The sequence below is a fragment of the Paenibacillus sp. G34 genome (assembly GCF_056856875.1).
In genome coordinates this window covers 3,383,772-3,396,603 of record NZ_CM166469.1, presented here as the reverse complement: position 1 = coordinate 3,396,603, position 12,832 = coordinate 3,383,772, and the positions used below count along the sequence as shown (strand labels likewise).

The following is a 12,832-nucleotide window of genomic DNA, read 5'->3' as shown; positions in this document are numbered from 1 at the left end:
TTTTCCTTCGGCGCATTCTTTTGTTGTATTTACAACAAAAATTAAATCGTTTATAATCATCCAAAAGAATGTTTAATTTGTTTATCATTACAAAATGAATTTTTGAAAGGATTATAAGAAATGAAATCAAAAAAAATAGACTCCATTGAGGGACTCAACATCGCTTTTCAAATAAGAGAAGAAGTGTTTGTGAAAGAACAAAATGTACCAATTGAAGATGAGTTTGACGATTATGATCAATTAGATGGACAGTGTGAGCACATCCTGGTCTATTTTAATGAACTCCCCGCCGGAACAGGCAGAATTATTATTCGAGATGGCGTAGGTAAATTAGATCGTATATGTATCTTAAAACCTTATCGCCAATTTGGTCTCGGTAAATTAATCGTTACATCACTGGAAGAGATTGCAGAAGATAAAGGAATATCCAAAGTTAAATTACACGGACAGACACATGCAGAGGGATTTTATCACAAGCTAGGATACCAGACGACCTCCGATGTATTTATGGAAGATGGAATACCGCATTATCTAATGGTGAAAGATTTATTATCGAAATGATGCCGTTATCACGTGTAAATCAATATTTAATTTATGCAATAGGTATCTTAATTTTAACTCTTGGCATTACATTGACCATACAATCAAAGCTTGGAAGCTCTCCATTCGATGCTCTTCTGGTCGGATTGTCCCTAAACTTAGGTTTAACTGTTGGCAGCTGGGAGATTATCATTGCCCTAGTTATGATATTTTTTAATTCGTTTCTACAAAAACAGAAACCTGAATATTTGGGCTTAATAACTGCCCTTATAACAGGCATTTGTATTGACTTCTGGCTGTTATTGTTACGGACTTGGGTGGCACCTGATCTATTGTTTTTCAAATTTTTGTGTTTCGGGTGCGGTTTGATTGTTGCAGGAATAGGAACGGCCATGTATCTACAGACTAATTTTGCACCGATTCCAATCGATCGATTAACACTCTCACTACAAAAAATAACTCGAACGAATATATTTTTTGCGAGAACTCTGATTAACGTTGTACTCCTGTTCATGGCATTTATTTTTAATGGACCCATAGGTATAGGAACTGCACTGGCTGTCTGTTTCAGTGGGGCTATTTTAAATGTTTTTATGCCATGTATTGGAAAGATGATAGAAAAATTGATTTCAACCGAACCAGGAAGTAATGAGGTCGATGGAAACTATACCGTTTAGAATACAAAAAGCAGCCCCGTTAGGAGCTGCCTCATCTTACACCTTATCTTGTGATCTTAGCTGTTTCCGCTAACCCGCCAGCTTACTCCGCATCCGGATAAGGATTGATCTTCTGAATTGTTCCGTCTTCGTTGTAGTTTAGCTCGCAATATTTAACGCAGCGTTTGTGGTTGACGCCTTCCGACAGGGAGCTATCGTGATAGAACAGATACCACTTGTCTTCAACTTGCACAATGGAGTGGTGGGTTGTCCAGCCGATCACTGGTGAGAGAATCTCGCCCTTGAACGTGAATGGTCCCATAGGGTTCTTGCCGATCGCATATACGAGCTTATGCGTGGTTCCTGTGGAGTAGGACAGGTAGTAATCGCCGTTATATTTATGCATCCATGGACCTTCAAAATATCTTCGCTCCTCATCCCCTGCCAGAATCGGATTCCCGTCTTCATCGACAATAGATATCTCGGCAGGCTTGCCCTGGAAGGATAACATGTCGTCGCTAAGCAGTGCAACTTGCGGTCCTAGCGCCGGCTGGTCAGGTGCAGGTCCTTCTGCATCTGGCACGAAGCTTCCGGTCTGCCATTTCTCCAACTGGCCTCCCCAGAGTCCGCCAAAATAGATGTATGACTGATTATCGTCATCCACCAGTACGGCTGGATCGATACTGAAGCTGCCTTCCATATAATTCGGCTGCGGCGTGAACGGTCCTGCTGGGGACTCTGACGTTGCCACACCCAGACGGAAGATGTCGTCATGGTCCCGTGCCGGGAAGAACAGGTAATAGGTGTTGTTTTTATAAGCGGCATCCGGTGCCCAAAGCTGCTTGGAGGCCCACGGAATATCTCGCAGATGCAACGCTTCGCCGTGATCGACCACCGGGGAATCGAAGTTGTCCATCGAGAGGACATGATAGTCTTCCATTTTATACTGATCGCCGTTATCGTTGCTCGGCTCATCATGATCGAGGTCATGGGAAGGATAAATGTAGATTTTGCCCTCGTAGACATGAGCTGACGGGTCTGCAGTGAAGATGTGGGTTACGAGCGGCTGGTGCGGCTTAGGTGGTTGTTGTTTCATAAGGCATCTCCTTTGGTATTGGAATAATAGAATTCAGGACGGATACATGTACTGTCTCCGACCTTTTCAAATAAAGCAAGCGCTTACATACCTGATGTAATTGTACACTCTCCTTTTGTTTTTTCCAATATACATACTAAAGGTCTTCCCCGAAAAAATGTACATTTTCTACCTTTAATGCATCCTCCATCGAAGTGTAGATGATCCATAATCATATGTTATACTTGAAAGGATGTTTTAATCAAAAGTAAGGAGGAACGTAAAAAAATCTGTAGCGATTGTGCTATTCCATCCGCATTTCCCCTGTTTTCCCGTAACTTTTATGTAAGAAATCTAAATTAAGAGTCATCTAACTAGGAGGATGCATGTAACAAGTTGAATGTAGCATTATAGATTTATATCTACCAGTACAACCAGAATAGGAGTAACTCATACCATGAGAAAAATCATTCAACGTACATTTTTAATGACGACTTTAACGGCTCTTCTTACGATTCCTTTAGTCTCAACCAACATGACCGTATCTGCTGCGAGTTATAAGGTACTTCCTAAGCCAGAATGGACATATGAAGTACCTACTGATACGACCACGGAAATACATAGTAAGAACAATTATTACACTGGGAAAATTATCTTTCCTATCGTTTCAGAACGTACTAATCTAGAAACTGCATATACATTTTTGTATAAATCAGCTCGTTCTGCCGGTAAATCTAAGGCTGTAAATTCAATACTCGCGATAGATGATAAAACAGGAAAACAAAAATGGATTCATGACTCACCTATGCGCTATAATTCTTTTGACTTGGATGAGGAAGGTAATGTCTACTATTATGATGAGGTAATGTCCGGTAACAAAAAGGTATACAAATTGATTGCCCTAGACTCCAATAACAAGCAACGTTGGGTTAAAACATTCAAACAGCATTATCAATTCAATATACTGAAAGATGGGCGTATAGCAGTAGTTACGTTCACCAAAGACACTAGCGTAATTACAATTTACAACCAGGAAAGCAAGCAGCTTATCAAAACGGAATTTCCTGGTCACATGCGTCATATTCAGGGCAACTACGTCGGATTGATCAATTCTAATGCACCGAGAAACAAGGCGACCATTGATATCTATTCCATATCCACTGGTAAAAAGGTTGTTTCTGCTGTCCAACCGCAAGATCACGTTAATATCGTGCATGCTGACTTTGAAGTGCTCAGTGGTGGCACTGTGATTGTTCCTATATATGATGCCAAGACGAAAGTAGAAACTTTACACGGCTACAAGTCTAACGGGGAAGAAAAATGGTCCAGAAGATTGCCTAAGCCAGCAAGTGATGCAATCTACGGCACAACATACGCGCATAACATGTACGATTCTTTCTATGTATCCTTAGAAAACAACTATCTGATTCAAGATAAAAATAAGCTTAGTCTGTATAATGCTAACAATCAATTGATTGCGACCAAGACGTTTGATGATTTACCTGCACAAGGATTGCTACAGCAACTCAATGATCAGAGTATTGCCTTCGGAGCTACTGATCGATCACAAGCTTGGTATGATTCAACCAAACCAGAGCCGAAGAAGGCAATCTACTACATTTTAGATTCACGGACATTAAAAGTAAAAAACACGCTTGAACTCGATGACGCTCTTTTTCACCAAGCTGATATTCGTTTTCACGATGCAAACACATTTTATCTTCACATGGATAAAACAATCACAAAATACGTTTTAAAATAAATTATGAAAGCTTGCACGTTCAGCCAACTAATGACGTATGACCTCGCTCCTTGATAGAGCCAGGCATACGTCGTTTTTTTATTAGGGTATTTCATAGGAGTCATCGGATTACTACTCGTAATCCCTTCTCCCCCGTCAATGTAGCTATCCAACATATTGAAGAATTAGCTGGTATAGTGCTATGGAAAGTCCTAGAAGACTCGCCTTCATTTTTGACGGATGGTATCTCTCTCGGTTTGATAGATATAACAAAATCAATAAAAATCCAATGGGAAGCGATAGCTGAAAGTCACCTTCTGATGAACCATAGGAATAGATTGGTGTAACAAGTGTACTGATCCAACAGTAAAAGAAAACGGTAAAACGTCTAGTCTCTAATTGTTTGCTCCACCTTACTAACAAGAGTATAATGATGATCCCAATAATTGTAATATGTAAAGGGGGCAGAACAATAGAAACGTTCCCAAATTTGAATTCCATGCTGTATAGTCCTCCTCTTCATAATCATTCGTAACGTACTTTTTAGATGGTCTTATATCATATTCTTCCTGATATCTTCCTATTAATATTTGATAAATGGTGGTTAGACATTCTTATATGTCTATAAAACCAGCCTTACATTAGTATAGATATCTGAATTTCACAATCAAAAAAACCTCCACTTAGGAGGATTTTGATTTATCCAATTAAATTAAACCTTTGTAATACTCGGTGGAAACGTAAGGAAGCCAAACGCTTAACTCGATATTCGTGAAAATAAATTGAATAAGAAGTTGAAATAGTTAGTACCCTTCTCATGTCATCAATATAATATTGGATGACTTCGTCTATTTCATTCTTATTCATACCTAATCTCAGTTCACCAATCCCAACACCAGGTTCAATCAACATTTTATACATAGAATGTTATATCTTTATTTTATTTTAAACATCTATTATATACCAATATGTTGTTCAGTCAACAGGATTGCCTGAACAAGTGCATTGTAGAATTTTGATCCAATAGAATGCTTTTATATTGTCTCTTATAGAAATGTAATTACTTATATAACCAAAAAGCGCAGATTAACAACAAAAATATCCCACCACACAAATATGTATTGATTACAACCGACCAATTGTAGCGACCTTCACCTCTTGCTCCTTCACCAAATCCTAATGCAATAAATGCAATTCCGAGTATCATGCCGAACCAAACAACAGAAGCCATCAGCCCTCCCATCATCTGGACAACCTCCTCTAATCTCAATTGGAAATTAACCAGTTACTTTAAGTGAAACACATATCTATGTATTATTCATATGTTTACAATTCGACAAAATGGCTGGTCTTATCTCACATAATAACGTGAATTAAATGAGATTATCAATAATGAGAATCAATGATACCAAATTCAGCTTGCGGGTAGCGTACTGTATCTCTATTTTTAAAATAATTGCGAACAGGACCTTTTTGAAAATTTAACGTTTGGATAGCCTGAGGACAATGAGAGCGGGTTAATTTCGTCATTTTGGCGCAAGAAAAGAACCTGATCAGATAAAATAAATACCCCCGATAATTTTCATTTCATGAAAATAACGGGGGAGTAACAATGTAATCCTGACAAAACGTATTCTTCATCATTTTTTGCGAATTCTTGATTTTAAAAGCGGGTGCTTTTTTTATTTCTTGTGCTTCAAGCATTCGTCGCAGTAGTTTCTCCCTACCCTACTATAAGTAGAACAATAGAAATTTGTCTATTCCATCAAATCGGTTACTGCCCCTTTGGAAGCGGAGGAAACTAATTTAGCATATTTCGCGAGTACACCGGATTTTACTTTCAGCGGAGGTTGTACCCACGCTTTTGCTCGAGCGGCTAACTCTTCTTCTGGTACCTCAACCTTCATCTCCTGAATATCACTGTTAATGGTGATAGTATCCCCATTTTGGAGTAAAGCGATCGGTCCGCCGACTTGTGCTTCAGGTGATACATGTCCGACTACAAATCCGTGTGAGCCACCAGAGAAACGACCATCTGTAATGAGAGCAACTTTCCCGCCCAGTCCTTTTCCTACGATGAGTGCTGTAACGGAAAGCATCTCAGGCATACCAGGTCCACCTTTTGGACCACAATAGCGTATGACCACGACGTCGCCTTCTTTAATTTCATCATTCGTAATTGCTATTGTTGCTTCATCTTCGCTATCGTACACCTTGGTCGGGCCGGAGAACTGCTGGATCTTCATGCCTGACATTTTGGCAACAGCGCCTTCAGGAGCAAGGTTGCCACGAAGTACAACCAGAGGTCCATCTGGCTTAAGCGGATTATCCAGTGGTCGTATAATCTCTTGATCATTCGGAAGTGGCGCAGATTCCGCTAAATTCTCTGCTAACGTTTTCCCCGTTACGGTGAGACAATCCCCATGAAGTAATCCCTCAGCAAGCAATAGCTTCATTACCCCTGAAACGCCACCGATATCGTTCAAATCCTGCATCACATATTGACCACTTGGCTTCAGATCCGCCAAATGAGGAACACGCAAGCGAATGCGCTCAAAATCATCTAAGGTTAAATCGACTTCTACCGAGTGCGCAATCGCTAGCAGATGAAGAAATGCGTTAGTTGATCCCCCCAGTGCCATAACAACGGTGATCGCATTCTCAAATGCTTTCTTCGTCATAATGTCTCTTGGATAGATCTCTTGTTCAAGGAGTGAGATGACCTGTTTACCGGCTGCTTCACATTCCAATGCTTTATCGGCTGAGATCGCTGAGGTCGAAGAAGAACCAGGCAAACACATACCCATTGCTTCTGCAGCCGCGGCCATCGTATTAGCGGTATACATCCCCCCGCAAGCTCCTGGACCTGGGCAAACACTACATTCAACTTTATGCAACTGTTCATCCGTTATTTTTCCATCTTGATATTGACCAACGGCTTCAAAAGCTGATACGATATCGACTTTTTTGCCATCAAGATTACCAGGTTGAATCGTTCCTCCATATACATAAACGGAAGGAATGTTCATCCGTCCAATAGCCATCAGACAAGCAGGCGTATTCTTGTCACAACCGCCAATCGCAACAACGCCATCAAAACGCTCAGCTCCACTCACAATTTCAATCGAATCGGCGATAGCTTCCCGACTTGGTAATGAGAACAACATCCCGCCATGACCCATCGAAATCCCATCTGAAACGGTAATCGTATTAAAAATTAGTGGAGCACCGCCGTTATCGCGTGCGCCCTGCTTAGCTTGTACCGCTAAATCATTGATGTGCATATTACACGGTGTTACCTCACTCCAGGTACTCGCTATTCCGATCATTGGCTTTTTGAAATCCTCATCTTGAAAACCAACTGCACGCAGCATGGCTCTGTTCGGTACCCGGTTAGCACCTTCACTGATTACCTTGCTTCGAATACGAAGATCTTTTTTATTTTCCATGTCCCTTACCTCTCATTTCAAAGTATTTCATTCAGTTCCTGCATCGGTCTGATAAAATTTTGTTTCATTAGATTATGGGCAGCGTCACTATTTTTGCCTTCAAAAGCTTTAATAATCAAATCATGTTCTTCGACTGAAGCTAGTGTAGCCGTATTAGGTTGTTTTAAAAACACATATTTAAATCTTCTAATGTGAATCTGAAGAGATGCATTAAATGTGGCCACATAAGGATTATCTGAGAGCTCCACAATATAATTATGAAATAGCTCGTCCACCTCCATAGCCTGATACACTTGACCATTTTTAATAGAACTCGCGAATTCCAAATTTAATGCTCTTAATTTCTCGATCTGTTCTGGAACAATAATTTTGGCAGAGGTTTCAGCAGCTAAAGCCTGAAGAGCAGCCATCGTTGAATACATCTTAAAAATATCGTTTTTCTCAATATTCGTTACTTTGGTTTCTTTTCCTGGTTGCATAGACACGAGACCTTGAACTTCAAGTAACTGAAATGCCTCTCGGATCGGTGTCCGGCTAACTCCAAGCGATTCAGCTATTTCCGCATCAATAAGCTTCTCACCTGGCTGAAGTGTTCCATCAATAATCCATCGTTGTATCTGTGAGAACGCTCTTTCTTTTGCGGTCATACGGACGGGTAAGGCAAAATCTTTAGGAATTGGCATGGTTTTCATCCTCATTACAATTATTCTTATATGCAATATATCGCATACAGGATGGAGAAGCAATGATTATTTCATGATAACAAGTACTTAAACAAGTTTAAACTTGCAAGCTGATACAAATGGTTTAGAAAGCGAGGAAGATCTAATGAATAATTTAATCCCCCCATTCACTCTAGAGACAGCAATTCAAAAAACTCGTATGGCAGAAGACAGCTGGAATAGCCGAGACCCTCAGCGTGTCTCACTTGTGTATACCGAGGATTGTTATTGGAGAAATCGGAGCGAGTTCATCACAGGCCGCCAAGAAATTGTTTCTTTATTAACTAGAAAATGGGCCAAAGAACTGGACTACCGCCTTATTAAGGAGCTTTGGTCATTTACGGATAACCGTATTGCCGTTAGATTCGCATATGAATGGCATGATGATAGTGGCAACTGGTTCAGATCGTATGGAAACGAGAATTGGGAATTTGCCGATGACGGCTTGATGAAACGAAGATTTGCTTCGATTAATGACATGCCTATTAAGGAATCGGAACGAAAATTTCATTGGCCTCTCGGCACACGCCCTGCTGAACACCCAAGCCTAAGTGAGTTAAACCTATGAATCGAACTGTTTTTGAAAAATCGGATGTCGTCCCTCTCGTTACGGAGGTATTTCGTGAATTAGGTTATGAAGGTGCATCGTTAAGTAAAATTACAGCCCGTACGCGTCTATCTAAAGGAAGCTTATATTATTTCTTTCCAGGTGGAAAAGATGAGATGGTTGCTGAAATTCTTACCCATATTGATCAATGGTTTGTCAAAAATATTTTTGAACCGCTCGAAAAGAATGAACCCCGAGCAGCCATTGATCATATGTGGCAAGAGGTCGATACTTATTTTCAATCTGGACAGCGTATATGCCTTATTGGTGCATTCGCTTTGGACGGAACAAGAGATCGATTCGCTACTGTAATTCAGCAATATTTTATAAGATGGATTGAAGCCTTAAGCGCGGCACTCGTTCAAACAGGTGTCTCTAAAGAGACTGCTGATCAGTTATCAGAGGAAACGATTGCTAGTATTCAAGGAGCATTGGTCCTGAGTAGAGCGCTTAATGACGAATCTTTCTTTGAACGTACGTTGGCAAATCTTTCACAACGAGTCTCGACTTATGTTTCGAAAAGCAACTCGGGTCAATGACACAAAAGTGTTCTCTCTAACGTTTTCATTAGCGACTTTATTTTCTGGGAGGTCAATATCATGAGCAACTTTGTTGCAGATCAATTGAAATTTGTTCGCCGTCAGGCAGTTGATTATGTAAGGAATATAAATGACTCTGCATCCGAAATCATTCCAACAGGTTTGAAAAACAATATAAAATGGAATCTCGGCCACATGTATGTTATACATGAGAAGTTCGCTTTCCAGCTTACTGGTGAAGAAACCAAATATCCTGCTAATTTTAGTAAATTGTTTGATCCAGGAACTAAACCGTCTGACTGGGATACAGAGCCTCCGACATTGTCTCAATTAATCGACTTGTTAACTGAACAAATGGAAAGGGTCGAATCGGTACTTTCAAGCAAATTGAAAGAAGAAATCAATCCTCATTACAAGTCTTCGACAGGACTTAACTTAACGAATGTAGAACAATTACTGGGTTTTCTGATTTACCATGAAGCAATGCACTTTGCAACAATTAAAAATATCAAGAGCATAATTGACAGTTAAGATTAGTAAAGAATTTGTTAAATCCGACTAAGGAAACGACTGGGCTGGAGGATAAAAAAAGAAGCTACAACAAAAGGTCTTGGTAACGCCCAACCTCTTGATGCAGCTTCTTTTGCATTTCTACTCGCTTTACACAGCGAATTCCACTTAACTTTAAGCTTTGCGAAGCATTTGTCTATCGCTTAGGTGTGACAGCATATCTTTCGTCATGGCCTTCAAGTCGTAACGGGCATGAAATCCCCATTCTGTTCTCGCCGCCGTAGCATCAATGGAATGCGGCCAGCTATCGGCAATGGCCTGTCTCTTCGGATCAACATCATAATCGAGGATAAAGCCGGGAATTTCTTCTCGAATCGCTGCAGCGATCGCCTCCGGGTCCACGCTCATTGCGGTGACATTAAATGAGTTTCGGTGTATCAACCGAAATGAATCCGCTTCCATTAAATCAATGATGGCCTTCAAGGCATCCGGCATATACATCATGTCCATGTTAGAGTTTTTGGCGATATAAGATGTGTATCGGCCGGCTGTCACGGCTGCGTAGTAAATTTCAACTGCATAATCCGTCGTTCCTCCACCGGGAGGCGTCATATAAGATATCAAACCCGGGAATCGCAGCCCCCTGGTGTCCAGGCCATATTTGTGAAAATAATAATCACAAAGCAGTTCGCCGGACACTTTGTTCACGCCGTACATCGTATTGGGCCTTTGGATCGTATCCTGCGGGGTATTGTCTCTCGGAGTCGAAGGGCCAAAAGATCCAATGGAGCTTGGAGTGAAAAATTGGCAACTGAGTTCCCTGGATATTTCAAGTGCATTCATCAGTCCGCCCATATTCAAATTCCAGGCAAGCAAGGGTTTCTCCTCTGCGGTAGCTGACAGCAGCGCAGCCAAATGAATGACGGTATCCACTTCGTATCGCTTGGCGATTTCGAACATCGCCTTAGCATTCGTCACATCCAGCAGCTCGAATGGTCCGGATCGGGTAATTTCGTGGGATGATGACTTGAGATCCGTAGCAACGACGTGATCAGCACCATAAATTTCACGTAATTTAACAACTAACTCAGAGCCGATCTGGCCCAGTGCTCCAGTCACCAACATCTTTTTCATAAGACATTCCTCCCGAAATATACTCCCGTGAATGTAGCTAAATCAGCTTCATTTCCTTGCCAACTTTCTCATAAACGGAGATCACCTGTTTGAGCATCTCCTTAGTATGGGCAGCTGTCGGCATGTTGCGTATTCTTCCGGTTCCTTTTGGAACTGTCGGAAACACGATTGCCTTAGCATACACGCCTTCTTCATAGAGTCGTTTGCTGAACTGTTGGGCGGTTACTTCATCACCAATGATACAAGGTGTGATCGGCGTTTCGCTCTTACCCACATCATATCCAAGCCGACTCAAGCCATTTTTCAAGTCATTGCTGTTCTCCCATAGCTTCTTGATCAGCTCATTGTCATTCATCAGAATATCGACAGAAGCGCTACAAGCAGCGATTGCAGCCGGGGGCAACGATGTTGAGAACAGAAACGGACGACTTCTCAGCTTCAACCATTCGATCAGTTGTTTTTTACCCGCGACATAACCGCCGACAACGCCGATTGCCTTGGAAAGGGTGCCAATTTGAAAGTCGATGCGGTCGGACAATCCAAAATGCTTCACGGTTCCCGCACCTGCTCCGAGAACGCCCGAACCGTGGGCATCATCCACATAAGTAATCAGATCGAATTCTTCTGCTATTTTCACGATTTCGGGAAGTTTTGCGATATCACCATCCATCGAGAAAACCCCGTCGGTAATGACCATAATTTTATGAAATTGACCGGATTCTTTAGCCTCTTTCGCCTGCTGTCTTAAATCATTCATATCCGAATGTTTAAAGCGGATCACCTTGGCTCTCGACAAGCGGCAGCCATCAATAATTGAAGCATGGTTCAGCTCATCTGATAAAATCGCATCATGCTGGTCCATTACCGCGGATATCGCAGCCATATTGCAGTTAAATCCCGATTGATACACGATAACGGCTTCCGTTTTTTTGAAATGGGCAAGTTTTTCTTCAAGCTCAATATGAAGATCCATCGTACCATTAATGGTTCTCACAGCCCCTGCGCCTGCCCCGTATGTCCGCGCTGCCTTAACTGAGGCATCAATCAGCCGGTCATCTGTTGCCAGTCCCAAATAGTTATTAGAAGACAAATTGATTAGAGACTTTCCGTCGATTCGAATAACCGGCCCATTTGCACTCTGCAGCGTATGGATAACGTTATATAGACCTTTAGTCTTTAGATCTTCGATGCTCGAACTTAGAAATTGGTCCAATGTTTGACTTGACATCCCATTCCCTCCTTGATATACGTATGTCCTTGTACAGGAGACATGTATTTCTCGCGGAAAAACCTTGTTATAAAAGGAGTTATTCTGATTTCAATGTAGCATCTTTTTTGTTTTTTGTACACATATGGTGGACAAAATGACAAAAAATCCGCAAATGAACAAAGCGATTGCTTCCATCGTTCATGGAAGTAATCGCTGGCTTCGAGCAATGAGCTATATTTTCGTTCCATGTAGCTTTACTGTAACTTCCAACGAACCAGACTTTTGCACAGAACATTATAGGTACGTACCGCAATTTCAGCATCATCAGAAAGAATGGTAATTGAATCATCAAAATGCGAGACAATGATTCGCAGCATGAATTCTCCCTCTCCTTCAATCCAGTAATAGATTTGAAAAATCATCTTTTCTTCACTGTTGTGCTCTAGTATTATTTCAGCATCTGCAAATTCAGTAGAGAGAGCTTCAGGGAGAAAAGATAAATAAGTGCGTGATACCAGGGACTTTCTGTACCCGTAGATGATCAATGTGTTTTCTAATTCTCCAACAATTCTAAATGCCATCTTTAAACTCCCATCCAGATTAAATACTGCTAGTGATTTGAATTTATACTTCTTTCTGAAAAGCGAAA

General features: G+C 41.1%; 13 protein-coding genes. 6 read left to right on the top strand and 7 right to left on the bottom strand.

The window, feature by feature from the left end:
* Positions 1–120: 120 nt before the first annotated feature.
* Positions 121–561 (top strand): GNAT family N-acetyltransferase, encoded by a 441-nt coding sequence (locus tag AC1VYS_RS15310; RefSeq protein ID WP_482910416.1) that lies wholly within the window; start codon positions 121–123, stop codon positions 559–561.
* Positions 558–1,217 (top strand): YczE/YyaS/YitT family protein, encoded by a 660-nt coding sequence (locus AC1VYS_RS15305; protein WP_482910415.1) that lies wholly within the window; start codon positions 558–560, stop codon positions 1,215–1,217. Before AC1VYS_RS15310 ends, AC1VYS_RS15305 begins: the two co-directional genes overlap by 4 nt.
* 82 nt (positions 1,218–1,299) lie before the next feature.
* On the opposite strand, the gene AC1VYS_RS15300 is transcribed toward AC1VYS_RS15305, so the two are convergent.
* On the bottom strand, positions 1,300–2,292 hold the full coding sequence (locus AC1VYS_RS15300; protein ID WP_482910414.1) for a glycoside hydrolase family 43 protein: 993 nt from the start codon (positions 2,290–2,292) through the stop codon (positions 1,300–1,302).
* A 436-nt stretch (positions 2,293–2,728) separates the two neighbouring features.
* Here AC1VYS_RS15300 and AC1VYS_RS15295 point away from each other — a divergent pair, with 436 nt between their 5' ends.
* Positions 2,729–4,033: a hypothetical protein gene (locus tag AC1VYS_RS15295; protein ID WP_482910413.1), complete on the top strand. Its 1,305-nt coding sequence runs from the start codon at positions 2,729–2,731 to the stop codon at positions 4,031–4,033.
* A 1,039-nt stretch (positions 4,034–5,072) separates the two neighbouring features.
* On the opposite strand, the gene AC1VYS_RS15290 is transcribed toward AC1VYS_RS15295, so the two are convergent.
* From AC1VYS_RS15290 to AC1VYS_RS15280, 3 genes are all read right to left on the bottom strand, one after another.
* Positions 5,073–5,258: a hypothetical protein gene (locus tag AC1VYS_RS15290; RefSeq protein ID WP_482910412.1), complete on the bottom strand. Its 186-nt coding sequence runs from the start codon at positions 5,256–5,258 to the stop codon at positions 5,073–5,075.
* 511 nt (positions 5,259–5,769) lie between these two features.
* Positions 5,770–7,461 (bottom strand): dihydroxy-acid dehydratase, encoded by a 1,692-nt coding sequence (ilvD, locus tag AC1VYS_RS15285; RefSeq protein ID WP_482910411.1) that lies wholly within the window; start codon positions 7,459–7,461, stop codon positions 5,770–5,772.
* A gap of 17 nt (positions 7,462–7,478) precedes the next feature.
* Positions 7,479–8,144 (bottom strand): GntR family transcriptional regulator, encoded by a 666-nt coding sequence (locus tag AC1VYS_RS15280; protein ID WP_482910410.1) that lies wholly within the window; start codon positions 8,142–8,144, stop codon positions 7,479–7,481.
* 145 nt (positions 8,145–8,289) lie between these two features.
* Between AC1VYS_RS15280 and AC1VYS_RS15275 the strand changes: the two genes are divergently transcribed.
* Genes AC1VYS_RS15275 through AC1VYS_RS15265 form a run of 3 tightly spaced genes read left to right on the top strand, consistent with a single transcriptional unit; the run spans position 8,290 to position 9,860 of the window.
* The gene (locus AC1VYS_RS15275; RefSeq protein WP_482915007.1) at positions 8,290–8,751 is read left to right on the top strand and encodes a nuclear transport factor 2 family protein; all 462 of its coding nucleotides are present in this window, start codon (positions 8,290–8,292) and stop codon (positions 8,749–8,751) included.
* Positions 8,748–9,329 carry a TetR/AcrR family transcriptional regulator gene (locus AC1VYS_RS15270; protein ID WP_482910409.1) on the top strand — a complete coding sequence of 194 codons (582 nt, stop codon included), beginning with the start codon at positions 8,748–8,750 and terminating at the stop codon, positions 9,327–9,329. The genes AC1VYS_RS15275 and AC1VYS_RS15270 overlap by 4 nt, the downstream gene beginning before the upstream one ends.
* A 60-nt stretch (positions 9,330–9,389) precedes the next feature.
* The gene (locus tag AC1VYS_RS15265) at positions 9,390–9,860 is read left to right on the top strand and encodes a DinB family protein (protein ID WP_482910408.1); all 471 of its coding nucleotides are present in this window, start codon (positions 9,390–9,392) and stop codon (positions 9,858–9,860) included.
* A 153-nt stretch (positions 9,861–10,013) separates the two neighbouring features.
* Here the strand turns inward: AC1VYS_RS15265 and AC1VYS_RS15260 are convergent, their stop codons facing one another.
* The 3 genes from AC1VYS_RS15260 to AC1VYS_RS15250 all read right to left on the bottom strand — a co-directional run bounded on the left by AC1VYS_RS15260 (position 10,014) and on the right by AC1VYS_RS15250 (position 12,764).
* A complete protein-coding gene (locus tag AC1VYS_RS15260; RefSeq protein ID WP_482910407.1) occupies positions 10,014–10,973 on the bottom strand; it encodes an L-threonine 3-dehydrogenase in 960 nt (319 codons plus the stop codon).
* A 37-nt stretch (positions 10,974–11,010) separates the two neighbouring features.
* Complete coding sequence (locus AC1VYS_RS15255) at positions 11,011–12,201, bottom strand: glycine C-acetyltransferase (protein WP_482910406.1); 1,191 nt, start codon at positions 12,199–12,201, stop codon at positions 11,011–11,013.
* A 236-nt stretch (positions 12,202–12,437) separates the two neighbouring features.
* Entirely contained in the window at positions 12,438–12,764 is a 327-nt protein-coding gene (locus tag AC1VYS_RS15250; protein WP_482910405.1) for a hypothetical protein, read from the bottom strand.
* Positions 12,765–12,832: the final 68 nt, after the last annotated feature.